Source organism: Alteraurantiacibacter aquimixticola (assembly GCF_004965515.1).
Lineage (GTDB): Bacteria > Pseudomonadota > Alphaproteobacteria > Sphingomonadales > Sphingomonadaceae > Alteraurantiacibacter > Alteraurantiacibacter aquimixticola.
The window spans coordinates 1,303,861-1,328,431 of sequence record NZ_SSHH01000001.1; the positions used below are offsets into that span (position 1 = coordinate 1,303,861).

General features: G+C 62.7%; 24 protein-coding genes. 13 read left to right on the forward strand and 11 right to left on the reverse strand.

Features of this window, described 5'->3' with window-relative positions:
• Nucleotides 1–19 precede the first annotated feature (19 nt).
• Entirely contained in the window at nt 20–1,336 is a 1,317-nt protein-coding gene (gene hemN, locus E5222_RS06050; protein ID WP_136692956.1) for an oxygen-independent coproporphyrinogen III oxidase, read from the forward strand.
• Between the two features lie 90 nt (nt 1,337–1,426).
• On the opposite strand, the gene E5222_RS06055 is transcribed toward hemN, so the two are convergent.
• From E5222_RS06055 to E5222_RS06065, 3 genes are all read right to left on the reverse strand, one after another.
• Complete coding sequence (locus tag E5222_RS06055) at nt 1,427–2,887, reverse strand: lignostilbene-alpha,beta-dioxygenase (protein ID WP_136692776.1); 1,461 nt, start codon at nt 2,885–2,887, stop codon at nt 1,427–1,429.
• 160 nt (nt 2,888–3,047) lie between these two features.
• Nucleotides 3,048–3,902, reverse strand: coding sequence for a class III extradiol dioxygenase family protein (locus E5222_RS06060; protein WP_136692777.1), 855 nt, complete (start codon nt 3,900–3,902; stop codon nt 3,048–3,050).
• On the reverse strand, nt 3,899–4,306 hold the full coding sequence (locus E5222_RS06065) for a protocatechuate 4,5-dioxygenase subunit alpha (protein WP_136692778.1): 408 nt from the start codon (nt 4,304–4,306) through the stop codon (nt 3,899–3,901). The genes E5222_RS06060 and E5222_RS06065 overlap by 4 nt, the downstream gene beginning before the upstream one ends.
• Before the next feature lie 148 nt (nt 4,307–4,454).
• On the opposite strand from E5222_RS06065, the gene otsB reads away from it, so the two are divergent.
• The 3 genes from otsB to E5222_RS06080 are packed head-to-tail and all read left to right on the forward strand — an operon-like array spanning nt 4,455 to nt 8,402.
• Nucleotides 4,455–5,198 (forward strand): trehalose-phosphatase, encoded by a 744-nt coding sequence (otsB, locus tag E5222_RS06070; RefSeq protein ID WP_136692779.1) that lies wholly within the window; start codon nt 4,455–4,457, stop codon nt 5,196–5,198.
• Between the two features lie 2 nt (nt 5,199–5,200).
• Nucleotides 5,201–7,009, forward strand: coding sequence for a glycoside hydrolase family 15 protein (locus E5222_RS06075; protein WP_136692780.1), 1,809 nt, complete (start codon nt 5,201–5,203; stop codon nt 7,007–7,009).
• 7 nt (nt 7,010–7,016) lie between these two features.
• Nucleotides 7,017–8,402 carry an alpha,alpha-trehalose-phosphate synthase (UDP-forming) gene (locus tag E5222_RS06080; RefSeq protein WP_136692781.1) on the forward strand — a complete coding sequence of 462 codons (1,386 nt, stop codon included), beginning with the start codon at nt 7,017–7,019 and terminating at the stop codon, nt 8,400–8,402.
• 21 nt (nt 8,403–8,423) lie between these two features.
• On the opposite strand, the gene E5222_RS06085 is transcribed toward E5222_RS06080, so the two are convergent.
• The 3 genes from E5222_RS06085 to E5222_RS06095 all read right to left on the reverse strand — a co-directional run bounded on the left by E5222_RS06085 (nt 8,424) and on the right by E5222_RS06095 (nt 10,457).
• Complete coding sequence (locus tag E5222_RS06085; protein WP_136692782.1) at nt 8,424–8,882, reverse strand: response regulator; 459 nt, start codon at nt 8,880–8,882, stop codon at nt 8,424–8,426.
• A 121-nt stretch (nt 8,883–9,003) separates the two neighbouring features.
• Complete coding sequence (locus tag E5222_RS06090) at nt 9,004–9,429, reverse strand: MAPEG family protein (protein ID WP_136692957.1); 426 nt, start codon at nt 9,427–9,429, stop codon at nt 9,004–9,006.
• 65 nt (nt 9,430–9,494) lie between these two features.
• Nucleotides 9,495–10,457 (reverse strand): threonine ammonia-lyase, encoded by a 963-nt coding sequence (locus E5222_RS06095; protein WP_136692783.1) that lies wholly within the window; start codon nt 10,455–10,457, stop codon nt 9,495–9,497.
• Between the two features lie 117 nt (nt 10,458–10,574).
• On the opposite strand from E5222_RS06095, the gene E5222_RS06100 reads away from it, so the two are divergent.
• Complete coding sequence (locus tag E5222_RS06100; RefSeq protein ID WP_136692784.1) at nt 10,575–11,630, forward strand: 1,9-bis(guanidino)-5-aza-nonane synthase; 1,056 nt, start codon at nt 10,575–10,577, stop codon at nt 11,628–11,630.
• A gap of 106 nt (nt 11,631–11,736) precedes the next feature.
• On the opposite strand, the gene E5222_RS06105 is transcribed toward E5222_RS06100, so the two are convergent.
• Nucleotides 11,737–12,690 carry a DUF3137 domain-containing protein gene (locus tag E5222_RS06105; protein WP_136692785.1) on the reverse strand — a complete coding sequence of 318 codons (954 nt, stop codon included), beginning with the start codon at nt 12,688–12,690 and terminating at the stop codon, nt 11,737–11,739.
• 68 nt (nt 12,691–12,758) lie between these two features.
• Here E5222_RS06105 and E5222_RS06110 point away from each other — a divergent pair, with 68 nt between their 5' ends.
• Together E5222_RS06110 and E5222_RS06115 are read left to right on the forward strand one after the other, a co-directional pair.
• Complete coding sequence (locus E5222_RS06110) at nt 12,759–13,307, forward strand: LemA family protein (RefSeq protein WP_136692786.1); 549 nt, start codon at nt 12,759–12,761, stop codon at nt 13,305–13,307.
• Between the two features lie 158 nt (nt 13,308–13,465).
• Complete coding sequence (locus tag E5222_RS06115) at nt 13,466–14,668, forward strand: type III PLP-dependent enzyme (protein ID WP_136692787.1); 1,203 nt, start codon at nt 13,466–13,468, stop codon at nt 14,666–14,668.
• Between the two features lie 60 nt (nt 14,669–14,728).
• Here E5222_RS06115 and E5222_RS06120 read toward each other — a convergent pair whose 3' ends face one another.
• The 4 genes from E5222_RS06120 to E5222_RS06135 form a co-directional block, all read right to left on the reverse strand.
• Nucleotides 14,729–15,268 (reverse strand): hypothetical protein, encoded by a 540-nt coding sequence (locus E5222_RS06120; protein ID WP_136692788.1) that lies wholly within the window; start codon nt 15,266–15,268, stop codon nt 14,729–14,731.
• Nucleotides 15,269–15,395: 127 nt separating this feature from the next.
• Nucleotides 15,396–16,616: a 5-aminolevulinate synthase gene (gene hemA, locus E5222_RS06125; protein WP_136692958.1), complete on the reverse strand. Its 1,221-nt coding sequence runs from the start codon at nt 16,614–16,616 to the stop codon at nt 15,396–15,398.
• 106 nt (nt 16,617–16,722) lie between these two features.
• The gene (gene murI / locus E5222_RS06130) at nt 16,723–17,520 is read right to left on the reverse strand and encodes a glutamate racemase (RefSeq protein WP_136692789.1); all 798 of its coding nucleotides are present in this window, start codon (nt 17,518–17,520) and stop codon (nt 16,723–16,725) included.
• A gap of 47 nt (nt 17,521–17,567) precedes the next feature.
• Nucleotides 17,568–18,326 carry a LuxR C-terminal-related transcriptional regulator gene (locus tag E5222_RS06135; protein ID WP_136692959.1) on the reverse strand — a complete coding sequence of 253 codons (759 nt, stop codon included), beginning with the start codon at nt 18,324–18,326 and terminating at the stop codon, nt 17,568–17,570.
• Between the two features lie 134 nt (nt 18,327–18,460).
• Between E5222_RS06135 and plsY the strand changes: the two genes are divergently transcribed.
• The 6 genes from plsY (at nt 18,461) to E5222_RS06165 (ending at nt 24,540) form a co-directional block, all read left to right on the forward strand.
• Nucleotides 18,461–19,042 carry a glycerol-3-phosphate 1-O-acyltransferase PlsY gene (plsY, locus tag E5222_RS06140; RefSeq protein ID WP_136692790.1) on the forward strand — a complete coding sequence of 194 codons (582 nt, stop codon included), beginning with the start codon at nt 18,461–18,463 and terminating at the stop codon, nt 19,040–19,042.
• The gene (dprA, locus tag E5222_RS06145) at nt 19,042–20,148 is read left to right on the forward strand and encodes a DNA-processing protein DprA (protein WP_136692791.1); all 1,107 of its coding nucleotides are present in this window, start codon (nt 19,042–19,044) and stop codon (nt 20,146–20,148) included. The genes plsY and dprA overlap by 1 nt, the downstream gene beginning before the upstream one ends.
• A 52-nt stretch (nt 20,149–20,200) precedes the next feature.
• Entirely contained in the window at nt 20,201–20,866 is a 666-nt protein-coding gene (locus E5222_RS06150) for a hypothetical protein (protein ID WP_136692792.1), read from the forward strand.
• 80 nt (nt 20,867–20,946) lie between these two features.
• Nucleotides 20,947–23,484 carry a type I DNA topoisomerase gene (topA, locus tag E5222_RS06155; protein WP_136692793.1) on the forward strand — a complete coding sequence of 846 codons (2,538 nt, stop codon included), beginning with the start codon at nt 20,947–20,949 and terminating at the stop codon, nt 23,482–23,484.
• Between the two features lie 106 nt (nt 23,485–23,590).
• Nucleotides 23,591–23,863, forward strand: coding sequence for a hypothetical protein (locus tag E5222_RS06160; RefSeq protein WP_246021553.1), 273 nt, complete (start codon nt 23,591–23,593; stop codon nt 23,861–23,863).
• Between the two features lie 236 nt (nt 23,864–24,099).
• A complete protein-coding gene (locus E5222_RS06165) occupies nt 24,100–24,540 on the forward strand; it encodes a response regulator (RefSeq protein WP_281276740.1) in 441 nt (146 codons plus the stop codon).
• Nucleotides 24,541–24,571: the final 31 nt, after the last annotated feature.

Sequence of the window (24,571 nt, forward strand, 5' to 3'; positions counted from 1 at the left end):
GAGCTGTCAGATGGACCGCATGTGGCCTTATCATCCAAACCTGCTCGCAACGCCCGTTCCGCGCTACACGAGCTATCCCACCGCCGCCGAGTTCGGCCCTGACATCACGCAGCAGCGCCATCGCGATGCGATAGGCACGGCAACGGGCGATATCTCGCTCTACGTGCATATCCCATTCTGCGAGAAGATCTGCTGGTATTGCGGCTGCAATACCGCCGCAGCCAATCGCGCGCAGCGCCTCGCCAGCTACCTTGATGCTTTGCACAAGGAGATTGAGCTGGTCGGCGAGATGCTGCCCGCCAATGCCCGCGTGAAGCGCATCGCCTTTGGCGGTGGCAGCCCCAATGCGATCTCGCCGGTCGATTTCGTCCGGCTGTTCGACAAGCTGGTGCTGCATTTCCCGCTCGACGATCCGCTGGTGTCGGTGGAACTCGATCCGCGCACGCTGGACAATGGCTGGGAGGCCGTTTTCGGAGCAGTCGGCGCCAGCCATGCCAGCCTTGGCGTGCAGACCTTCTCTCCGAAGTTGCAGGCCGCCATCGGCCGTGAGCAGCCGCGCGCAATGATCGAAAACGCAGTGGATCTGCTGCGCAAGGCGGGCATCACCTCGCTCAATTTCGACCTGATGTACGGCCTGCCCGGCCAGACGATGGACGATCTGCACGAGACGCTGGAACTCGCGGCGCAGGACGGGGCGGACCGCATCGCCCTGTTCGGCTATGCCCACGTCCCGCATATGCTGCCGCGCCAGCGCAAGATCGATGCCAGCGCCTTGCCCGATGGCGAAACGCGCTTTGCCATGGCGCGCGATGGCCATGCGCAGCTGGTCGATGCGGGCTATACGGCGGTCGGTTTCGACCATTTCGCGCTGCCGGGGGACCCGCTGGCGCAGGCGATGGAATCGGGCCGTCTCCGGCGCAACTTTCAGGGCTTCACCGACGACCAGGCCGAAGTGCTGATCGGTCTTGGCGCCTCGTCCATTTCCAGCTTCCCGGACCTGCTGGTGCAGAATGAGAAGAATGCCGGTCGCTATCGCATGCTGATGTCGCAAAGCCAGATGCCGACCGCAAACGGGAAGGTGCGTAGCATCGAGGATCGCCGGCGTGGCGCGGTGATCGAGGAATTGCTCTGCCGTGGCAGGGCGCGCGTGGCCCGCGACTTGCTGGAAGACGCAAGCGAACGGCTGCGCCCCTATCTGGAACCGGGCCTGGCGCGGATCGAGAGTGGCAACATGCTGGTGATTACGCGCAATGCCTTGCCCTATGCGCGCAGCATTGCCGCCGCCTTCGATCCTTATCGCCAACAGAGCGCCACGCGCTTTAGCTCTGCCATCTGACTTCTCCGCATCCGGTCGAGAAAAAAGAGGGGCGGTCCGCATTTGCGAGCCGCCCCTTTTGAAAGGTTGGGATGGGAACTGAATGTCGCGTCAAGCGGCGTCCAGCATATCCGCTGCAGCCCAGTTGCCGTGAAGCCCCTGGCGCAGGCGAATGGGGAGTTTGGCGCGCGCGACGGGCCCCTTGGCCACGTCGGTCGCGTCAAAAATGCACAGGTCGGAATAGTTGCGCACATGGTCGTCCACCAGCGCGACCAGCCAGCCGTCGCCCTCCGGCGAATCCTTGCTGCGCGGGATGAAGCACGGCTCCTGGATCGAACCGTCAGGCCCGCACCACCAGCTCTCCTCCTTGCCCGTCTCAAGGTTGAAATGGGTCAGCGTGTTGATGACGCCGGCAAAGGGGCCGGGAGGGCCGTTATAGGGCTTGTCGAGATCGTAGGTGATCATCCAGCCGTGGTGATAGGGCTTGCCCGCCATGCGATCGTCGATGCGCGGGAACTCGCCGGGCGCCTCCCCCAGCTTGGTCACGCTTTCGACCACGTCTTCGTTGGAAGCGAGGTCGACGGTGATGCGCGAAAGCTCGGTCATCGCCAGTTCGGGATCGAAGGGCGCGCCGTCCTTGTCGGGGAAGAAGGGCAGGCTGCCGATCTTGGAGACGGGGGTGTCGAGATGCACCTTCGTCCCTTCGGCAAAGGCGTTCATCACGTGGCAGGAACAGATGCCGACATCGTGCTTGAACCAGCGCATGTCGCTGCCGTCGCTGTCACGCCGCATGACGCCGAGATAGGTGGGCAGCGAGCGGTCGTAATAGAAATGCGGCCGGTCCTGCTCGAGCACCGAGGGGTCCGAATTATAGGGCGAGACCGGGATCACGATGTAATCGCCCGCGATGCAGAAATCGTGCAGCATGGTATAATAGGGCACTTCGAATTCGGCCTTGCGGACGACATGGCCGTCACGGTCGATCTCGAAATAGGTGGCATCGCGCGAAAGGTCGCCCTTGCTGGCATAGGCGATGTTGCACAGGTTCCCCGTTTCCATGTCGATCTTGGGGTGCGCGCCGAAGGTGCGCAGGTCGAGTTCGCCGTCCCAATCGGTATAGCCGTCGGTTTCCAGCGAGGCCTTGTCCATGACGAGGCAGGGGCTGTCCTCCTTCATCGCCAGCAAGTCGCCATTGAAGACGAGGACGTTGGTGTTGGCCGTGCCGCGAAACTGCCCCTCGACCGAAGGGTCGTCGGTCCGCGGATTGCGGTAGGAGCCGAACAGCGCGCGGCCGGCGGCGTTTTCCAGCTTCCACTTGTCCGTGCGCGCATAGCGCTGCTTCAGGGAGATGCGCCCGTCCTTCACGCGGAACATCGTCACCATGCCATCGCCGTTGAAGAACTGGTCGCCCGGCTTGCGCGGCGCGAACTGCGGATCGGGATGCACGCGGTAGAAAGCGCCATCCATGTCGGCGGGCACTTCGCCTTCGATCTCGAGGTCCGATATATCGCCTTCCAGCCGCACCAAGCGCAGCACGTCGGCATAAATCGGTTCCTGCGGAAAATGCACCATCTCGCCTCTCCTCAATGCGAATCTTCCTAACGGTCGTTACGATAGGCGGTGGCGGGAAGGGTTCTTTGACGGGGGTCAAGAAGAGGGGTGCTGCGGCCAAGAAAAAGGCCGGGTCGGTGCCTTCACACCGCCCGGCCACTCAGGGTCCTGGTGGGATGGGTCAGGCCAGGACCTTTTCGCTATTTTCCAGCAGCACGGTGGCAGCCGCCGTGTTCGAAATGGGCACGTGGTAATTGCTGGCGAGCTCCCGCACCTTGCCACCCAGCGCGCCGCGAGCGGCGATCCAGTTGAGGATTTCCACCCCCTGGCTGCCCGCCAGCTCCACGATATCGAGCGTGTCATGCTGCAGCAGCGCTTCGGGATCGGGGGCGAGGTTGCTCAGGCAGAACTTGTCATAATCGGTGTTGATATGGCCCGCACGCTCGCCTTCCAGCTGATGCGAGAGGCCGCCAGTGCCGAACACCACCACCTTTTCCTCGCCGCCCCAGCTTTCGATCGCGCGGCCCACTGCCTTGCCCAGCTCGTGGCAGCGCTTGGGGCTGGGGAGGGGATGCTGCACCGTGTTGATGGCGATAGGCACCAGCTTCACTGGGAAGGCATCGGAACCGGGCCAGCACAGCTCGAAGGGCACCGCTACCGCGTGATCGACCAGCATGGACTGGCAGGTGACGGGATCGAACTCGCTCGCCACCACCTGCTCGATAATATGCCAGGAAAGGTCGGGATGGCCGGGATAGGGACGCTCGAAGGCGATGCCCCAGCCTTCATCCTCATGCTTGTATTCGGGTGCCGCGCCGATGGCGAAGGTCGGCATCTTGTCGAGGAAGAAGTTGAGACCGTGATCGTTGTAGAACACCACCGCCACATCCGGCTTCTCCTCGGCCAGGAACTTGTGGACCGGGGCGAAGCCATCGAAGAAGGGCTTCCAGTAGGGATCCTGCTGCAGCCCCTTGGCGATCGCATTGCCGATGCCGGGGACGTGGCTGGTGAAGATGCCACCGCAAATCTGGCTCATGCCGCTTCTCCCAGCCGGTCCGCAACGTGGGTTTCGGTCATCGCATGGCTCAGCAGCGCGGCCTTGAAATCCTCGAGCGTCATGCCCGTCTGCAAGGCGCCGAGGTCCTGGACGTTGAGGCCGAGGATGCCGGCCAGCTTGGCAAGGTAATAGACGTTGCCGCCGGCTGCGAGCATGCCCAGCACGTCACGGTTGCGCACGGCTTGGCGCTGCGCTTCGGTAAGGTTGAAGCGGTCCATATAGCCCTCTTCATCGGCGACGAAGGCCTTGCGGTTCGGCTCGCTGTTGAAGGAATAGCACATGGCATTGAGCGCATAGCCATCCTGCGCGGCATCGCCATCGAAGACGATGGTGCCGGGAATGGCGCGTTTTTCCTGCGCTGCTGGACTTGCCTGTCCGGACATTGGTCACCCTCCTATTGGATGATGCCTCTTTGCTGCGGCGGAAGGTGAGAGTCGTTGCGCTGGGTCAAATGCTGGATTGTGGGCGAAGCCGTTCCGGAAAGCATTGATGCATTGACCAATTCGGCTCGCGCTTTATTGCAGTGCAGCAATGTCTGTTAAAAAGACGATCCCTGATGCGCCCAGCCTCGGCACCTTGCTGTCCGATGGGCCCATGTCGCTCTTCCTCGATTTCGACGGAACGCTGGTGGATATCGCGCCTACGCCCGATAGCATCCATGTGCCGCAGGGGCTTTCGTCAGGGCTTCGCGTACTGGCCGAGCGGCTCGAAGGACGTCTCGCACTGGTCAGCGGGCGCGGCATCGCCGATATCGAGGGGCATACGGGTCCGCTGCCGATCGCGCGTGCCGGATCGCATGGCGCGGATATGCGCCTGCCCGACGGGTCCCTGCTGGCTGATGCGCCCGCTGCTTTTCCCTCTGCGGCGAGAGAGGAACTCGAAACATTCGCCAATGCACAGGGCTTTTCGCTGGAAGAGAAGCCGCATGGCGCTGCGCTGCATTATCGTGCCGATCCCTCGCTCGAAGACCGGGGGCTGGCCTTCGCTGCCGAAGTGGCGGACACTCACGGCCTTGCTATCAAGCGGGGCAAGTGCGTGATCGAACTGGTGCATAAGGGAGCAGACAAGGGCGCGGCCGTGCGCGCCTTCATGGCGCATGCGAGCTTTGCCGGATCGCGCCCCTTCTTTCTCGGCGACGACGTGACCGACGAGGATGGCTTCGCTGCCGTCATGGCGCTGGGCGGGGCGGGCATATTGGTGGGCGACCGCGAGCCGACGCAGGCGAGTTATCAATTGGACGATCCGGCAGCCGYGCACAAATGGCTGGGATTGTGAACATGGGGACGAATGACAAGATGCAGCCTGATCTGGAACTGTGGCCCATCGGCAATTGCCAGGTTTCCGGCCTGATCGACAGGCGCGGCGGGCTGGTCTGGGGCTGCGTCCCGAGGGTGGATGGCGATCCGGTGTTCTGCTCGCTGCTCAATGGCGAGAACCCGGATGCCGGCGTCTGGCGCTTCGAGCTGGAAGGGCAGGTCAGCGCGCGGCAGGAATATATCCGCAACACGCCCAACCTTGTCACCACGCTTGAAGCCGAGGATGGCAGCGCGGTGGAAATCCTCGATTTCTGCCCGCGTTACGAACGCTCGGGCCGCATGTATCGCCCGGTCTCCTTCGTGCGCATCGTGCGCCCGATCGCCGGCAATCCGCGCATCAAGGTGGTGCTGCGGCCGATGAAGAACCACGGCGCCTCGCTGGCGGAGACGACCAACGGCACCAACCACATCCGCTTCCTCACCACCGGGCAGGCGCTGCGCCTCTCCACCGATGCACCGATCGGCTACATCCTTGAAGGCCGCACCTTCCGGGTGGAGGATGATACGCATTTCTTCCTCGGCCCGGACGAGCCCTTCGTTGGGAACCTGCGCGAGGAAGTGCGGGGGATGGAACAGCTGACGCGCAAATACTGGCAGCTCTGGGTCCGCAGCCTCGCTACGCCCTTTGAATGGCAGGAAGAGGTAATCCGCTGCGCCATCACGCTCAAGCTCTGCCAGCATGAGGAGACGGGGGCGATCGTCGCGGCGCTCACCACCTCCATTCCCGAAGCGCCAGGGAGCGAGCGCAACTGGGACTATCGCTACTGCTGGATTCGCGATTCCTATTACACGGTGCAGGCGCTGAACCGGCTCGGCGCGCTCGACGTGCTGGAGAAATACCTCTCCTTCCTGCGCAATATTGTCGACAATGCTGAAGGCGGGCAGATCCAGCCGCTTTATTCGGTAATGGGCGTGGCGGAGCTGGACGAGACGACCGCGCCCTATCTCGCCGGATATCGCGGCATGGGACCGGTGCGCATCGGCAATGCCGCCTACAAGCAGGTGCAGCATGACTGCTATGGCCAGATCGTGCTGCCGACCGTGCAGGGCTTTATCGACCAGCGCCTGCTGCGCATCGCCGATGACAGCGATTTCGAGGCGCTGGAGAAGGTCGGCGAAATGGCGTGGAAGATGCACGACCAGCCCGATGCCGGCCTGTGGGAATTCCGCACGCGGCAGGAAGTGCACACCTATTCCGCCGTGATGAGCTGGGCCGCGTGTGATCGCCTCGCCACCGTGGCTGGCCTGCGCGGCAAGGATGACCGCGCTGCCTTCTGGCAGGAACGCGCAGATTCTGTCCGCTGCAAGATCGATGCCGAAGCGTGGAAACAGAATGGCGAGGCCGGGCATTACGGCGCCAGCTTCGAGAGCGACTATCTTGACGCCAGCCTGCTGCAATTGCTGGAGCTACGCTTCATCGCTCCGGACGACGACCGCTTCCAGTCCACCTTCGCCATGGTGGAGCGCGACCTGCGGCGCGGCGAGCACATGCTGCGCTATGCCGCGGAGGACGACTTCGGCGCACCGGAAACCGCCTTCAACATCTGCACCTTCTGGCTGATCGAGGCGTTGGCGCTGATGGGCCGCAAGGACGAGGCGCGCGAACTCTTCTGCACCATGCTGGACCATCGCACAGGTTCGGGCCTGCTGTCGGAAGATATGGACTTCGAAACCGGCGAACTTTGGGGGAACTTCCCGCAGACCTACTCGCTGGTAGGAGTAATCAACTGCGCGGGCCTGCTGTCGCGGCCGTGGAATACCGTGCGCTAGGGGAAGCATGAGCAGACTTGTCGTAATTTCGAACCGTGTCGCGGTGGCCAAGGCGCGCGGTGCGGCCGGGGCCCAGGGCGGGCTGGCCGGCGCGCTCAATGCGGCGCTCAAGGAAAACGGCGGCATCTGGTTCGGCTGGTCGGGCCAGGAATGTGACGAGTTTTCCGGCCAGGTATCCTTCCAGCGATCCGGCGACGGCGTCACCACCGCGACCATCGATCTCGAAAAGCACGATATCGATGAGTATTACTACGGCTACGCCAACTCCACGCTATGGCCGCTGTTCCATTTCCGCATCGACTTGACAGAATATGAGCGCGAATTCGGCAAGGGCTATGAACGGGTGAACGAATTGTTCGCCCAGGCCGCGCAGCCCCTGATCGAAGAAGACGACATCGTCTGGGTGCATGATTACCATTTCATGCCGCTGGGCGAACGCCTGCGTTCGATGGGCCTCAAGAACAAGATCGGCTTCTTCCTGCACATCCCCTGGCCGCCGACGAACCTGTTCGTCTCGCTGCCTTATCACGAGCGGCTGGTGCGCAGCCTGCTGCACTACGATCTGATTGGATTCCAGAACGATACCTGGCTGGACAGTTTCCTCCACTACTGCCGCAAGGAATTGGGTGCGGAGGTGGATGAGGCCGCCGGGACGATCACGCTGGATGGCCGGACCTCGCTCGCCAAGGCCTATCCCATCGGCATCGATTACGATTATTTCACGGGGTTGGGCGACACCGGTGATGCGCGGCAGGCCGAACAGCGGCTGATTTCATCTACGCGGCGCCGCACAGCGATGATCGGGGTGGACCGCCTCGACTATTCCAAGGGGCTGCCCGAGCGGCTCGACGGCATCAGCCGCTTCTTCGACAATTACCCCGAACACACGCGCGACCTCGTCTTTATCCAGATCGCGCCGCCCAGTCGTGAGGACATAGGTTCCTACCAGCAAATCCGCGCTGTGCTGGAGCAGAAGACCGGGCAGATCAACGGCGCGCGATCCGAGGTCGATTTGGTCCCTGTGCGCTACGTCAACAGGGGCTATTCGCAGGCCGAGCTTTACGGCTTCTACCGTGGTTCCAAGATCGGCCTCGTCACGCCGCTACGCGACGGGATGAACCTGGTGGCGAAGGAATATATCGCGGCACAAGACCCGGAGGATCCGGGCGTGCTGATCCTTTCCCGCTTTGCCGGCGCCGCCCAGCAAATGCCCGACGCACTGCTGATCAATCCGCACAGTCCGGACGATATCGCCTACAATATCAAGCTCGCGCTCGACATGCCGCTGGAAGAGCGCAAGGCCCGCTACGAGAAGCTGATTGGCACCGTCCGCGATGACAACGTGCTGGTCTGGACCGAGAACTTCATCGCCGACCTGAAAGCGCGCGACTGACCGCGGGCGCGAGCTGGTGGGTCAGAGATAGACCTGCCGGGGCTTGTCGTCGTCGCGGTTCCGCATCTGGAATTCGGCCATGTCCTTCAACTCGCGATGCTTGGGTCGCTCGGCCCGAGAGCGCAGGGTCTGGTTGACGCGCCACACGAGGAACTTGGGCTGCACCGGCTTGCGGATATAGTCCTGTGCACCGTTGTAATAGGCGCGCGTCTCATCCTCGGGACCCTGGACGCTGGTGAACATCATCACCGGCAGGTCGTAGAATTTCGGGGACTGGCGCAGGCGGCGCAGGAAGGTGGAGCCGCTCTCGCCCGGCATGTTCTCGTCCAGCAGCAGCAGGTCGGGCCGCCGCCATTGTAGCAGTTTCAAGGCTTCGGCAGCATCGGTCACCCAACCGCAGGCATGCCCTGCGCTGATGAGGATTTCCGAGGCCAGTTCGGCAACGATCTCGTCGTCATCGACGACAAGGATATGGGCCATGACAGCAACTCCCGCTTGTTGTTGCGAAAACTGCCATGAGCAATACTTGGAAATGCCGAAACCGTCCTTCAGGGTTCCTACCTATTGGGCGTCCCGGCGGGACGGTTGCGGAAGGCAGCTCTCATCCAAGCGTCAATATGACGGCGCGTACCGCCATCACGCCGAGGACGATGCTCGATATGGTGAATAGCGCAATCCGCACCGGGATGGTGTTGACCAGCGCTTGCCAGAAGGAATGGACAAGCCGGATGGCAACATAGGCCCAGGCCAGCCACACATCGGTCTGCGTCGCACCGCCAATCGCGAAGATGGCTACTAGTGCATAAAAGATCGTCGGTTGTTCCATCAGGTGATTGTAATTGTGCGCTTTCCACTGGATGTTATCGGGGATTACGCCATCAAGGTCGCTGCCTCGCCCACCTCGCGTTCGTTCCGGTGGGAGGTTTAGTTTGGCGAGGGCGGGAAGCCGCGTTGCTGCCATCCACACGAGCATGACGATCGACCAGGCAACCAGCACCGCCGCCGGGGCGAGAATTTCCATCTGCATGACCATTCCTCCTCCTTCAACGGGGCCGGAGACTGGTCGGACGAAATTAGATTGTCAAATGAAACCTATTTGTCCTGCAGGACAGCCGCAATGGCTTGGAGATCGGTATTGCCACCGGTGGCGATGACCACCGTATTCCCGTCTACTTCAACCTTGCCCGCCAGCGCCGCCGCCAGCGCCACGGCACCGCCGGGTTCGAGGACAAGGCGCAATTCCCCCGCCGCAAAGCGCTGGGCGTGGCGCACTTCCTCCTCGCTGACGCGCAGGCCGCTAACGCAGCGTTCCTTCAGCACGGCAAAGTTGATCTCCGCCGTTGCCAGCGTTTGCAGCGCATCGCAGGCTGTCGGCGGCGGGTTCGGGCGGACGGACTGGATTGCTCCTGCCTCAAGCGAGCGGCAGACATCGTCCCATCCTTCCGGCTCTACCGGAATAACCTCCGCATCGGGGCAGGCGAGGGCGAGGCCCGCGCTAAGGCCACCGCCTCCGCAGCAGGCGAGGATGCGCGATGGCTGGTGGCCGAGCTGGTGCGCGATCTCTATCCCCGCGCTGCCTTGCCCCTCGATCACCCAGCGGTCGGCAAAGGCATGGACAAGGATGGCGCCCGTTTTCATGACGATTGCCAGTGCAATCTCCTCGCGGTTCTCGGTCATGCGGTCGTAGAAAACGATTTGCGCACCGAGCTCGCGCGTGCGGTTCACTTTGATCGCCGGTGCGTCGGACGGCATCACGATAGTCGCGGCAATATCCAGCCGCCGAGCCGCCCAGGCAACGCCTTGCGCATGGTTCCCGCTGGAAACCGCCACCACGCCAAGCGCGCGTTCTTCGGCCGACAAGTCGCTGAGCCGGTTCCATCCGCCGCGGATCTTGAAGGCGCCGATCGGCTGCAGGCATTCGGCCTTGAGCCAGAATTTCCGGCCCTCATGCTCGACCGGCAGCAGCGGCGTGGGAGGCAGGATTTCGGCGATTTTCGCTGCCGCACGGGCCACGCCTTCGGCTGTCGGAAGCACAAGCTGGTTTGCATTCGTCATCACAATTGCGAAATACATGTTTACGCGACACGCGCCAGCGCCTATCGGGCGCGCCCTTCATCCCGGGAACCAGCCTGTTTTGGGTCCATTGTCCGGGCAGTGGACCGGAGGAATGCAATGACCGACACGAAGATCAACGACACGCGCAAGAAGGAACTGCTTTCGACCGAGGTCGAGCATATCGACATCACGAAGTTCGATGCGCGCCCGATCATCGATTCGATGGGCAAGATGAGCTTCACCAGCCGCGATCTCGCGCGCGCCACCGGCATCTACAACCAGATGCTGGAGGACAAGGATTGCACCATCTTCCTCGTCATTGCCGGTTCCACCAGTGCAGGTGGCTGCATGGACCTCTATGCAGAGCTGATCCGCAATAACATGGTCGATTGCGTGGTCGCCACCGGCGCCACCATCGTCGACATGGATTTCTTCGAGGGCCTTGGCCACAAGCACTACCAGGCGCTGGAAATCCCCGACGACGACACGCTGCGCTCGCTCTATATCGACCGCATCTATGACACCTATATCGACGAGGAGCAGCTGCAGGACTGCGACTTCACGATCAACAAGATCGCGAATGCCCTGGAGCCCAAGGCCTATTCCAGCCGCGCTTTCATCCGCGAGATGGGCAAGTACCTTGTCGAGCACGGCAAGAAGGAGAACAGCCTCGTCAAGCTCGCCTATGAGCATGACGTGCCGATCTTCTGCCCGGCCTTCGTCGATTCCTCTGCCGGTTTCGGCCTGGTGAAGCACCAGGTGGACCGCATGAAGGAAGGCAAGCCTTACATGATGATCGATGCGATCGCCGATTTCCGCGAGCTCACCGACATCAAGATCGAGGCGGGCGAAAGCGGCCTGCTGATGGTCGGCGGCGGCGTGCCGAAGAACTTCATTCAGGATACGGTCGTTTGCGCCGAAATCCTGGGCCATGAAGACGTGGCGGTCCACAAATATGCCGTGCAGATCACCGTCGCCGATGTACGCGACGGTGCCTGCTCCTCTTCCACGCTGCAGGAAGCGGCGAGCTGGGGCAAGGTCAACACCGGGATCGAACAGATGGTCTTTGCCGAGGCCGGCTCGGTCATGCCGCTGCTGGCCTCCGACGCCTATCACCGCGAGCACTGGAAGACGCGCGAGAAGCGCCGCTGGGCCAAGCTGTTCGACAAGTAGGCTCGGGAAAATCCTTTCGTCATTGCGAGTGTAGCGAAGCAATCCGGTCCGGACCTGGATTGCTTCGCGACTTTTGGCCGCTCGCAATGGCGTGATTCAGCGGAGCTTAGCCCCTCGCCGGTTCGTTCAATGAAGCGGCGAGGTCGGCCATCGACATGAATTGTTCGATGCAGGTCTCGATCATCTCCCGATCGCGGCCTGCATCGATATTTCCGCTTTCGAACATGTTGGATGTTTCTAGCACGATCGTCAGTTCGCCCTGGTGGAACAGCGCGCGCACCTTCTTGCCGGAAAACGCCTCCTCCAGCGCGATCAGCCGTTCGACATAGCTGGGATGGACGAGGTAGCGTGCCTCCACCTGGTCGGTGGTGTAAACGGTGAATTCGTCCTCGAAGCGCGGATGGACCATGTCCGCCTTCTGCAGGTCCAGGCCCGCCACGCCGAGGCTGTCCTTCTCGCCGAAGAAGCCGAACTTCTTGTGCCGCTTTGCCCGTTCCACCAGCGTAGTGGCGTGGAACTGCCGGTCGAAGGTGAGCGTCATCACCGGGCCGCGGAAGACGGTGACGTAGTGGGAGTTTTTCCCGCTCTGTCGCTTCTGCTGCAAATGCGCCTCATGCAGGGTGAAGCGGCGGCCGCCTACTTCCCCGCTCCAAAGGTCTTCGAAACTGGAGCGCTGGAAACCCGGCACCATCTTGAAGTGCTGCGCGCGTTCGAACCCTAAGCCGGGTTCGATATCGTGCTGGTAATCGAGGCCGAGAGCCTGAGCGAGGGCGATATTGATCCCCTCCTTGGTCTCCTTCACCGCCTTCGCGCGCGGAAGGTAGCTCCACCAGGCAGCTACGGCGCCGGTGCCCATGATGATCCATAGCTTCAGCTGCCCGTCGAGGGCGGGGCCGAACAGCAGGAAGGCGGCTAGTGGCAACACCAAGAAAGCGGACAGGACAAAGCGCGAATTGCTCTTTTCACGCGCCGCGTCGCGCACCACGGCCTGTTCGCGCAGCCAGTCGCCCAGCTCCCCATTCAGCAGCGCGTCAACGTCCGGCCGTTCGATCACCGCCATTCCCCCTTCCCGTCCAGCAACATCAATGGCACACTTTCGGTTAACAGGGATAGGGCAGGGGGCTTCCTATGGAATGGATTCTTATCGGCGTCGTCGTCCTGGTGGGCATCATGCTCATCGGCATCTACAACCGGCTTGTGGCGCTGCGTCAGAACGTCAACCAGGGCGTGGCGGATATCGATGCGCAGCTGCGCCAGCGGCATGACCTCATTCCCAACCTGGTGAACACGGTGAAGGGCTATGCCGCGCACGAGCAGGAAACGCTCGATGCGGTGATTTCCGCACGCAACACCGCATCACAGGGCGCGCTGGAATCGGGCAATGAGGCGCAGCTTCGCGTCGCGCTCGACCGCCTTCTGGCTTTGGGCGAGGCCTATCCCGACCTCAAGGCTTCCGCCAACTTCCAGGAATTGCAGCGTGAACTGGCCGATGTAGAAGACAAGCTGGCCGCCGCGCGCCGCGCGCTCAACGCTGCTGTTTCGCGTTACAATACAGGGATTCAGAGCTTCCCGGCGGTGCTCTTCGCCGGCATTCTGGGCTTTCGCGAAGCCGATTTTCACCGGCTCGACGACAGTGAGAAGGGCACGGTGGAGGCCGTGCCGGACGTCGCCTTCTGATTTTCTCGGAACACTTCGTCGAATGATGCGTGGGAAGACCATGCGTTTTGTTATTGCATCATTCATCCGCCTCCTTATATGCCGCGCTTCCGCTGCCCCAAGGGGACTTCCAACCGCAAGGCAGCTTGTGAGTACTAACGTTCTGGGGGTCCCTTGAATTGCACAGTTATCCCGACGCAAAAGCTGTAGTCCGCGCCCTTTCGCCGGATGAGGCAGTGATTCTGAACCGCCCGCATGCCGCGGCGCGGGCAGCACGCTTTTTTGCCGAGAAGTTTCCGGGCACCGCCATGTATGCGGTGAAGGCGAATCCCTCGCCCGATCTGATTCGCATCCTGTGGGACGCGGGCATCACCCATTACGACGTCGCCTCCATCGCCGAAGTGCGCATGGTGCGCGAAGTCCTGCCGGAAGCGAAGCTGTGCTTCATGCATCCCGTGAAGACCTCCAGCGCCATTCGCGAGGCCTATTTCACCCATGGCGTGAGGACTTTCAGCCTCGATACGCTGGAAGAACTGGCGAAGATCGTCGACGCGACGACCAATGAGGCGGGCGAAGCAGCAAGCGACCTGCAGCTGCTGGTGCGCCTGCGCGTTTCTTCCGAACATTCCGAGCTCTCTCTGGCAGCGAAGTTCGGTGTCGACCTCGCCGATGCAGCGCCGCTGCTGCAGGAAACCCGCCAGCATTGCGATGCGTTGGGCATCTGCTTCCATGTCGGCAGCCAGGCGATGACGCCCTTTGCCTATGTCCAGGCGCTGGAACGCGTGCGCGCCGCGATTGCCGAGGCGGCTGTGACCGTGGACATCGTGGATGTCGGTGGCGGTTTCCCCAGCGTCTATCCCGATCTCGATCCGCCGGCGATGGAAGACTATTTCGCACAGATCCACCGCCACTTCGAAGCGCTGCCGATTTCCTATTCGGCGGAGCTTTGGGGTGAGCCGGGCCGCGCGCTGTGCGCCGAATATTCCAGCCTGATCGTGAAGGTGGAAAAGCGCCGCGGGAACGAACTCTACATCAATGACGGCGCCTATGGCGCGCTATTCGATGCCGCGCATGTCGACTGGCGCTTTCCGGTCGTGGCGCTTGAGGACGACCTTTTGCAGCCGGTCGCGGAATTCTCCTTCTACGGCCCGACCTGTGACGATGCCGATTACATGAAGGGCCCGTTCCTGCTGCCCGAGGATATCCAGGCCGGCGATTTCATCGAGATCGGCATGCTTGGCGCCTATGGCGCGGCGATGCAGACGCGTTTCAACGGCTTCGGCGCGACGCAGGGCTATGTGGTGGAGAACGAACCGATGTTCAGCCTCTATCGCGGCGATCGCCCGACGCCTGCCAGCGACAATGTGGTGAGCTTGCGCTGACAAGCGAAAGGGGCCGGAGATCGCCTCCAGCCCCTTCGTTCACAACAGCCGTATCGGCGATCAGTCGAAAATGCTGATCCCGCGCGATTCGCGCTCGGTGGATTCGTGCAGGATGCCCTGGGTGGGCACGTCGGGCTTGAACAGCTCGTGGCAGGCGAGGCAGTTCTCTACCAGCCGGTCGCCGATGGCGCGCCATGCCTCCACATCCTCGGATCGCGCCTCGACCAGCGGCAAGGCGTCCTGGCCGATCTGCGTCAGCTCATCGGAATGCTGCCGCCAGTCGAAATTGTTGGCCCATTGTTCGTCGAATTCGCCGGTTCCGGGCACCTTGATGATCTGGCCGCCCAGGATCATGTCGTAAACGGCGCCGCGCACCTGGTCCCAGTCATGGTCATCACGCGGCATGTCGCCATTGCCCACGGCCCAGATGAAGTCGGCGGACTGGTCGATGATCCCGACCATCGAGGCATTTATGCTGACCGGTAGCGACTGCAGGCCCGCCGTTGCCTCTGCGTCGGCCGCATCCTGCGCTTCCTGCTGGCAAGACGCGAGCGACAGGGCGGCGAGCGGAAGCGCAAGCGTAGCGATGATCCGTTTCATAATGTTTCTCCCCTTGGTCGGGCCGACGAGCTTCGCAAGCCCATTGGCCATGGTCGAGGGATAGCGGGGTCGTGGCGAGCCCGCTTTGACGCAGATCAGTTTGTCATTGGGGTGACGGGCAGGCCGCCTAGGCCGCCTTCTGCAGTTCCAGTTCCAGCCTATCCCAGATTTCCACCAGAGCCTGCGTCAGCTCGTCCATCATCTCCGCCGTATGGGCAGGACCGGGCGTGAAGCGCAGGCGTTCCGTGCCGCGCGGCACGGTGGGGAAATTGATCGGCTGCACATAGACGCCATATTCGGCGAGCAGCATGTCGCTGATCTTCTTGGCGCGCACCGGATCGCCCACCATCAGCGGGACGATGTGCGTGGTGCTGTCCATCACCGGCAGGCCGGCATCGCGGAACTTCTGCTTCAGCAAAGCGGCCGCGGCCTGCTGACCGTCCCGCTCGACGCTCGATTGCTTCAGGTGCCGCACGGCTGCCAGCACGCCCGCCACCAGCACGGGGCTGAGCGAGGTGGTGAAGATGAAGCCCGGTGCATAGGAGCGGATGCAGTCGATAACCTTGCGGCTCGAAGCGACATAGCCGCCCATCACGCCGAATGCCTTGCCCAGCGTGCCTTCGATCAGGTCGATGCGATGGGCAGCATTGTCGCGTTCGGAAATGCCGCCGCCGTGGTCGCCATACATGCCCACGGCGTGGACCTCGTCGACATAGGTGAGGGCATTGTACTTATCAGCCAGGTCGCAAATCGCGTGGATCGGGGCGACGTCACCATCCATCGAATAGACGCTTTCGAATGCGATCAGCTTCGGCACGTCCGGATCCTCGGCGGCGAGCAACTGTTCAAGATGCTCGACATCGTTGTGGCGGAAAATGCGCTTCTCGCAGCCCGAATTGCGGATCCCGGCGATCATGCTGGCATGGTTCAGCTCATCGGAGAAGATGATGCAGCCGGGCAGCAGTTTGGCGAGGGTGGACAGCGTCGCATCGTTGGAAACGTATCCGCTGGTGAACAGCAGCGCGGCTTCCTTGCCGTGCAGGTCCGCCAGTTCTTCTTCCAGCTGAATGTGGTAATGCGTGTTGCCGCCGATATTGCGCGTGCCGCCGGAGCCTGCGCCGACATCGTGCAGCGCCTCTTCCATGGCGGCGACAACCTTGGGGTGCTGGCCCATGGCGAGATAGTCGTTCGAGCACCATACGGTGATCGGCTTCGGGCCGTTATGACCGGCGAAGCAGCGCGCGTTCGGGAAGGCGCCCTTGTTGCGCAAGATATCGATGAAGACGCGGTAGCGCCCCTCGGCATGCAGCCGGTCGATCGCCTGGTCGAATATCTGGTCGTAGTTCAGCGTACTTGTCCGATCAGCGCCGCTTTCAGGTGCGCGGCCTCGAGTCCCGGCGGACTTAGTCAATCCGGCCCGCGGTTTAAAGAACGATGTTTGCGAAGGATTCGCATCACAGTGAGCAGATTTTTGCGATTCCGTAGGGTTCGAACGCTTGAAGGAGAGCAGGGTCATCGTGTTTATCACCGGTCACGATTGCAAAGTCGGGTTGCTGCCGGTCGAATGACTGGCCCTGCGTGAGATAGGCGATGCGACGGGCGATACCTTGCGCTCCGTCAACAAAATTCACTTTCCCACCGAAAGCCGCGCCAAGTTCATCCTCCAGCAGCGGGAAGTGGGTGCAGGCGAGCACGGCCGTGTCGATATCCGCGCCGCCTGCCTGCGCGCGAAGTCCTTCAACGGCCCGCGCAAAGATGGCCGGGTCGGGTGTGCCGCCCCGCAGCTTCAGTTCGGCCGCGCCGACCAGTTCGGGAGCGGCATGCCGAAGCAATGTCTTGTCGGAGGCGAACTCGGCTTCGAGATTGTCGACATATGCCTGGCGGATGGTCGCCGCCGTACCGAGCAGGCCGATCACACCGGTCTTCGTCATTTCGGCAGCGGGTTTTATCGCGGGCACGGTGCCTACGATCGGCGTCTCCAGCACCTCGCGGACCATGCCGAGAGCGATGGTCGACGCGGTGTTGCAGGCGATGCAGATCAGGCGCGGGTGATAACGCTCCGCCAGCCTTCCCAGCAGTCCGGCCACGCGTGCAGCAATCTCTGCCTCGGTCTTGTCGCCATAGGGGAGGGCGGCCTGGTCGGCGACATAGATCACCGGCGCATCGGGCAGCAGCTTGCGCACCTCGGCCAGCACGCTGAGCCCGCCGACGCCGGAATCGAAAATCAGGATGGGGGCGGCAGGATCGACCATGGCGCGCAGCGATGGCCGAGGGCCTGCCGACCGTCAAGCGGAGGTTCTTACTGGCGGCTTTCCCAATCTGCGGGCAGCAAGGGAATGCCGCGCTCGAGGAACTGCGGAAGAATTATGCCGGCAAATTCCTCGTGACTGACACGACCATCGCCGTCCGTGTCGGAATCTGCGAGGTACCGCGCCCATGCCTCCTCGCCTTCGAGCCGCTCAGTGATGTTGGCCTCTTCGAAGGCGAGAGGCTCGCCCGTCTCCGAGGAGCCGACAATGACCAGCGACTCTGGTCCCTCTTCCTGCTCGATATAGCCGGATCCGTCCTTGTCCTGCCTGTCGAACATGCCGCGCACAAATTCGCGTACACGCTCCGGCGTGGCCGGGGCGTATTGGAGTTCCGACGGGTTGCCGGGATTACCCTGTGTCGTCCCGGCAGCTTCATGTATCGACACGGCGGCGTCAGTGCCCCCTTGCTGACTGAAAACAAGAAGGGCGGCTGCCAAAATAGTCATGATCATAACTCCCAATGCCAGTGGTCTGGAGAACCACCTGTTGCCTGGAAGGGTCGCTGTTTCGAGGTCCGGCGACTGGGCTACCGGCTGCTGGTACCCTTCCGCATCGGCCAACAGCCGCGCAGCTTCCAGCGAGGAACTCACGCCCAGCTTGGTGCGCGCCATCTTCAGCCGCTTCTCGACCGCATAGTATGAAATGCCGAAGTCGAGCGCGATTTCCTTGGCGGTCTTGTGCTGCAGCCAAGCGCGCAGCACTTGCTTCTCCCGCTCAGTCAGGCGGTTGATGGGTGTCCTCTCGTCCATGCTTGCAGCGATAGGCGGAACGAGCGGCAAACCAAAGTGCGGTCGGTTGGTACCATTCGCCTTTAACGCCGCGTTGCTCCGGCGCGGATCAGATTCAGACTGCCAATCAGCGCACCAGCGGTTATGGGTGGGTCATGGACTGGCTCTACGCGCTTCTACTCGGTTACATTTCCGGATCTATCCCTTTCGGCCTGCTGCTGGCCATGGCGGCGGGCAAGGGCGATGTACGCAAGATCGGCAGTGGCAATATCGGCGCGACCAATGTGCTGCGCACGGGCAGCAAGTGGCTGGCTGCGGGAACGCTCTTGCTGGACCTCGCCAAGGGGTTCCTGCCGGTTTTCCTCGCTTGGCGGTACTTTCCGCAAGGGGTGCCATTCGCCGCACTGGGCGCAGTACTGGGCCATTGTTTCCCGGTCTGGCTGAAGTTCAAAGGTGGCAAGGGCGTTGCGACCAATGCGGGCGTCGCCTTCGGCATCGCATGGCCCATTGGGCTGGCCTATGCCGCCGTGTGGCTGGGCTTGCTGGCGGCACTGCGGATCAGCTCGGTGGCCGGGATGAGCGCGGTGGTCGCCGCTGCCATTGCCGCTGCCGTGCTGGGCTACATGGCATTCGTGCCGGTCCTTACCGCCATCGCGGTGCTGGTGATCTTCCTCCACCGCGAGAATTTGAAGCGCCTGCGCGAGGGGACCGAACCGCGCATCGGCGGCAAGAAGTGATGGCGACGGCCACGCTTGGTCAGGATGAGGCCTTTGCCCGCATCCGCTTGCTCCGCTCTCCCAATATCGGCCCCGTCAGCTACGCCCAACTCCTGGCCCGTTTCGGCAATGCGCAGGCTGCGCTTGATGCGCTGCCCGACCTCGCTGCAAAGGGGAAACGCCAGTACCGCGCCGCACCCGGATCGCGGATCGAGGCGGAGGTGGCGGCGGTGCGCAAGGCCGGCGCGCGTTACCTCTTTCACGACATGCCGGAATATCCCGCCCTGTTGCGCGAAATCGACGGGTCGCCGCCGATTCTGACGGTGCGGGGTGACTTGTCGCTGGCAGCACGTCCCTGCGTTGCCATGGTCGGTGCGCGCAACGCCTCCGCCGCGGCCGTGAAGCTGGCGCGCGAATTTGCCACGGCGCTGGCGGCAGAGGGGCTGACGGTCGTCTCCGGCCTCGCTCGCGGCATCGACGGAGCAGCGCATGAAGGCGCGCTGCCCGCCACGATCGGCGTGATCGCCAGCGGCATCGACATTACCTATCCGCCGCAGCATGCCGATTTGCAGGAGCGGGTGGCGAGCGAGGGGCTGCTGATTGCCGAGGAGCCGCCGGGCACCGAACCGCGCGGCCAGCTCTTTCCCAAGCGCAACCGCATTATCGCCGGGCTCAGCGCCGGGACACTGGTGGTGGAAGCCGCGCCCAAGTCCGGCTCGCTCATTACCGCCAGGCTGGCGGGCGAGGCGGGGCGCGAGGTCATGGCGATCCCCGGAAGCCCGCTCGAACCGCGCAGCGAAGGGTGTAACAGGCTGATCCGCGAAGGGGCGGTGCTGGTGCAGTCACCCGATGATGTGGTGGAGCTGCTCTCTTCCTTCGACGGTACGCCGCGCTCCACTTTCCGCGAACATGCCGTGCCTTTCGACCTCGGCGATTTCGAGCCCGATGCCGAAGCTGCCGACCCCGGTGACATCGCCGCTCTCCTCACCACCGCGCCCGTGCCGGTGGACGAGATCGTGCGCCAGAGCGGGCAGGGCGCGGGTGCCGTGCAGATGGCGCTGCTCGAGCTGGAGATTTCCGGGCGGCTTGCCCGTCACGCGGGTGGTCGTGTATCCCTCGTGCTTTGAAGGGGGGATTGGAATGGCAAAATCGGTTGATGTAGGTGGTCTGCTCACGTCGATGACGGACCTCATTCGGGACAATTCGCGTGACGCGCTGCTCTATGTGCTCGTGATAGGTGGCATCGGTGCGCTGGGTGTCGCGACGGGACTGACATCGGTCGAAGAGTTCGATCTGTCGACGGGGTTCATGGTCGATGCGAACGACAGCCCCGGCAGCGGGTTGTTCGAACTCATCGGCCTGATCGCGATGATCGTGGCTTCGTATTGGCTTGCCAGGCGTTACCTTGGCTCGCGGGGCCGGCTGAGGTCGGACGAGAATCGCTTCTGGTCCTATCTGGGCATGGCAATCCTTTCAGGCATCGGCATCGTGATCGGTTTCGTCCTGCTGATCGTTCCCGGCATCTTCCTGCTCGTGCGGTGGTCGGCTGCCACGGGTTTCGTGATCGGCGAACAGCGCGGTGTGGTGGATTCGCTCTCGGCCAGCTGGGATGCGACAAAGGGACATGGCTGGACCATCTTCCTGGCCGCGCTGGTACTCATCATCGGCCTGATCATCATTGGCGGCATCATAAGCTTGGTGTTCGGCCTGTTCGGCGCGACGCTGCTGGGCATCGTTTCCGCCTTCATGGAGGCTGCGGGCAACGCAATCACCATAGCTTTGGGCATCGCGATCTATTGCGCGGTGAGTGAAGGTGCCGAGCAGGTGGGTGAGGTGTTTTCCTGATACAAGACCGCTTGACGAATCCTGACGAGCCGCACCACCCTCGCGCGTACGTACACGTGTAGGGACAGTCTTTTTACATCATGCAGCTTGTTATCGTCGAGTCGCCCGCCAAGGCGAAGACCATCGAGAAATACCTGGGCAAGGACTTCAAGGTCCTGGCCTCCTACGGCCATGTCCGCGACCTCCCGCCCAAGGATGGCTCGGTCCGGCCGGACGAGGATTTCGCGATGGACTGGGAGGTCTATGCCGAAAAGCGCAATCGCGACCAGGTGAAGGCGATTGCCGATGCGGCCAAGAAGGCCGACCGCCTGATCCTCGCCACCGACCCCGATCGCGAGGGGGAGGCGATCAGCTGGCACGTGCAGGAGCTGCTGAAGAAGCGCAAGGCGCTGCCTGACGAGGTGGAGCGCGTTACCTTCAACGCGATCACCAAGCAGGCGGTGACCGATGCGATGAAGGCGCCGCGCGGTCTCGATACCGATTTGATCGACGCTTATCTCGCCCGCCGCGCGCTCGACTACCTGTTCGGCTTCACCCTCTCGCCCGTGCTGTGGCGCAAGCTGCCCGGCGCCAAGAGTGCGGGCCGCGTGCAGTCGGTCGCTCTGCGTTTGATTTGCGAGCGCGAGCACGAGATCGAGATATTCAAGCCGGAGGAATACTGGTCCGTCGTCGCCAAGATGGAGCAGGATGGCACGGCATTCGACGCGCGCCTGGTGCGCTTCGATGGCAAGAAGCTGGAACGCCTCTCCATCGGCGACAAGGGCATGGCCGAAGCGGCGAAGGCGGCGGTGGAGAACGGGCGCTTCACGGTCGAGGACGTCGAGACCAAGCCGCTCAAGCGCAATCCCGCGCCGCCTTTCACTACCTCCACGCTGCAGCAGGAAGCCGCGCGCAAGCTCGGCTTCTCCGCCAGCCACACGATGCGCTGCGCCCAGTCGCTCTACGAAGCGGGCGCGATCACCTATATGCGTACGGACGGCGTGCAGATGGATGGCAGCGCCATTTCCGCCTGCCGCAAGGCCATCGCCGATCGTTATGACGGGCACTACATGCCTGAAAAGCCGCGTTTCTATGCCAGCAAGGCGAAGAACGCGCAGGAAGCGCATGAAGCGATCCGTCCCACCGATTTCGGCCGCGACCGTGCGGGTTCGGGTGACGAGGGCAAGCTCTACGACCTGATCTTCAAGCGCGCGATGGCGAGCCAGATGGCAGCTGCGCAGCTGGAGCGCACCACGATCACCCTGCGCGATGGCACCGGCCAGCACGAGCTGCGTGCAACCGGCCAGGTGATCAAGTTCCCCGGCTTCCTGGCCGTCTATTCCGAAAGCTTCGACGAGAAGCGCGAGGAGGACGAAGACGGCCTGCTCCCGGCGATGGCGAAGGGCGATTGCCCGGCGAAGAAGGCGGTTGAGGCGACGCAGCATTTCACCCAGCCGCCGCCGCGCTTTTCCGAAGCCAGCCTGGTGAAGCGCCTGGAGGAACTCGGCATCGGCCGTCCCTCCACATATGCCTCCACCATCCAGACCCTGCGCGACCGCGCCTATGTGCGGATGGAGAAAAACCGTTTCTTTGCAGAGGATTCGGGACGGCTCCTGACGGCGTTTCTCGAACGGTTCTTCCCCCGCTATGTTGCTTATGACTTCACCGCGGGTATGGAAGACGAGCTGGACGAGGTCTCCGGCGGGCGTGCAGAATACAAGAAGCTGCTCGAGGATTTCTGGCGCGATTTCAAGCCGAAGAGCGACGAGGTCATGGAGCGCCAGCCCTCCGAAGTGACCGAGGTGCTGGACGAATTCCTCGCCGATTATCTCTTCCCTCCGCGCGAGGACGGCAAGGATCCGCGCTTCTGCCCTCTATGTGCCGAACAGGGCCGCGAGGGCGGGGAGCTGCACCTGCGCGGCGGTCGCTATGGTGCATTCATCGGCTGCGTGAACTATCCGGAATGCACGTTCCGGCGGAAATTCGGCCAGCCAGGCGATGGCGACGGGTCGGACGACACGGTGATGGGGCAGGATCCGGAAACGGGTCTCGACGTCGAGCGCAAGACCGGCCGCTATGGCCCCTATGTACAGCTGGGCGAGGGCAAGGATGCAAAGCGTGCCTCGATTCCCAAGGATGTCGACGATTTCGATCTCGACTGGGCGCTGAAACTGTTGGCGCTGCCGCGAATCATTGGCGATCATCCTGAAACGGGCCTGCCGATCGAAGCCGCCATCGGGCGCTATGGCCCCTATCTCCGCCACGATGGCAAATATGCACGCCTGCAATCGACGCGCGACGTGTTCGAGACGGGCATGAATGCGGCGGTCACGCTGCTCGCAGAGGCCGCCAATCGCAAGGGCGGTTCGCGCGGCAAGGCGGAACCGATCAAGACTTTCGGCGAGCACCCCGATTCGGGTGGGGAGATGAAGGTGATGCCGGGCCGCTACGGGCCCTATGTCACCGATGGCAGCACCAATGCGACTATCCCCAAGGATGTGAAGCCGGAGGATGTGACCGAGGAGCAGGCGATCGAGCTGATCAAGGCACGTGCCGCCAAGGGACCCGCGAAGAAGAAGGGGCGCAAGAAGGCGGCGAAAAAGAAGCCTGCAGCCAAGAAGGCGGCCGCGACGAAATAGGAAATTCCGGCCGTCCCGCCGGAAAAATCGTGCAGGTCCTTAACGGCGTTGGGGATTTGGTAAATATTTTGCGGCTAGAACGTCCTGCAAGGTTAGGACGGGTTCCGTGATTGAAATCGAAGTTCAGAACGAGACCAATCAGTCGCAGGAGCGCCTGCGGTTTGCTGCTGTGCCGCGCATCGGCGAAGGGCTTCGCTTGCGCGGTCCCGACGGCATGTGGGCCAGCTTCGACGTGCTCGATGTTTGGTACCAAAAGGCGGATTTTGGCGACCTGTGGGTTCCCTATATCCATGTAAGGATCACTCCTGGCGAAGGCGCGCATCCGGCGCCGTTCGAGATGGACGGAATGCGAGGGGAGTTCGAACCATTCGGAACCTGATCAAACGGACAACGGGTCCGCAAGCCAATCAGAACGACAATCCGGGCGCCGGCAAGACGCTGGCGCAGAAGATCGCCGACGCCAATCGCGAGCGCGATCCCGGTATCGTCGATCCGTTACAGGAGTTCGAAGAGGAAAAGGATGCGCCGGCAGCGGAGGCCCCGCGCCAGCGCACCCCGCAGGCCGAACAGCCCGCCAAGCCTCGTCCTGCACCGCGCGCCGGGTCGTCCGATTCGGTGGATACGGACGAGATCGTGCGCCAGGCGAAAGCGCAACGGCAGGGCGGGACTGCTCCGGCAATCGGCCGCGGCAAGACCTGCCTGGTCGTCGATGACAGCCGTGTCGTGCGCAAGGTCGCCAGCAAGATCGCCGCTAGCCTTGGCTATCGCGTTGTCGAGGCGGAAAATGGCGAGGAGGGCCTCGCCCGCTGCAAGCAGCACATGCCCGACCTCGTCCTCACCGACTGGCAAATGCCGGTGATGAGCGGCATCGAATTCGTCGGCGAACTGCGCGCCATTCCCACGCACAAGGCACCGACCGTGGTGTTCTGTACGCAGATGAGCCAGGCCTCAGATATTCATGAGGGCATCGCCGCCGGCGCCGACGACTACATCGTCAAGCCGTTCGACGAAGCACAGCTGCGCGCCAAGCTGCTGAAGCTGGAAAGCTCCGGCTAAGCGAAGCCCCGGGCTGGGAGCGCCGCACGGC

Coding starts and splice junctions, on each gene's coding strand:
- hemN (WP_136692956.1), top strand. CDS start 20: ATGTGGCCTTATCATCCAAACCTGCTCGCAACGCCCGTTCCGCGCTAC.
- E5222_RS06055 (WP_136692776.1), bottom strand. CDS start 2,887: ATGGTGCATTTTCCGCAGGAACCGATTTATGCCGACGTGCTGCGCTTG.
- E5222_RS06060 (WP_136692777.1), bottom strand. CDS start 3,902: ATGAGCCAGATTTGCGGTGGCATCTTCACCAGCCACGTCCCCGGCATC.
- E5222_RS06065 (WP_136692778.1), bottom strand. CDS start 4,306: ATGTCCGGACAGGCAAGTCCAGCAGCGCAGGAAAAACGCGCCATTCCC.
- E5222_RS06075 (WP_136692780.1), top strand. CDS start 5,201: ATGGGGACGAATGACAAGATGCAGCCTGATCTGGAACTGTGGCCCATC.
- E5222_RS06080 (WP_136692781.1), top strand. CDS start 7,017: ATGAGCAGACTTGTCGTAATTTCGAACCGTGTCGCGGTGGCCAAGGCG.
- E5222_RS06085 (WP_136692782.1), bottom strand. CDS start 8,882: ATGGCCCATATCCTTGTCGTCGATGACGACGAGATCGTTGCCGAACTG.
- E5222_RS06090 (WP_136692957.1), bottom strand. CDS start 9,429: ATGCAGATGGAAATTCTCGCCCCGGCGGCGGTGCTGGTTGCCTGGTCG.
- E5222_RS06095 (WP_136692783.1), bottom strand. CDS start 10,457: ATGACGAATGCAAACCAGCTTGTGCTTCCGACAGCCGAAGGCGTGGCC.
- E5222_RS06100 (WP_136692784.1), top strand. CDS start 10,575: ATGACCGACACGAAGATCAACGACACGCGCAAGAAGGAACTGCTTTCG.
- E5222_RS06105 (WP_136692785.1), bottom strand. CDS start 12,690: ATGGCGGTGATCGAACGGCCGGACGTTGACGCGCTGCTGAATGGGGAG.
- E5222_RS06110 (WP_136692786.1), top strand. CDS start 12,759: ATGGAATGGATTCTTATCGGCGTCGTCGTCCTGGTGGGCATCATGCTC.
- E5222_RS06120 (WP_136692788.1), bottom strand. CDS start 15,268: ATGAAACGGATCATCGCTACGCTTGCGCTTCCGCTCGCCGCCCTGTCG.
- murI (WP_136692789.1), bottom strand. CDS start 17,520: ATGGTCGATCCTGCCGCCCCCATCCTGATTTTCGATTCCGGCGTCGGC.
- E5222_RS06135 (WP_136692959.1), bottom strand. CDS start 18,326: ATGGACGAGAGGACACCCATCAACCGCCTGACTGAGCGGGAGAAGCAA.
- plsY (WP_136692790.1), top strand. CDS start 18,461: ATGGACTGGCTCTACGCGCTTCTACTCGGTTACATTTCCGGATCTATC.
- dprA (WP_136692791.1), top strand. CDS start 19,042: ATGGCGACGGCCACGCTTGGTCAGGATGAGGCCTTTGCCCGCATCCGC.
- E5222_RS06150 (WP_136692792.1), top strand. CDS start 20,201: ATGACGGACCTCATTCGGGACAATTCGCGTGACGCGCTGCTCTATGTG.
- topA (WP_136692793.1), top strand. CDS start 20,947: ATGCAGCTTGTTATCGTCGAGTCGCCCGCCAAGGCGAAGACCATCGAG.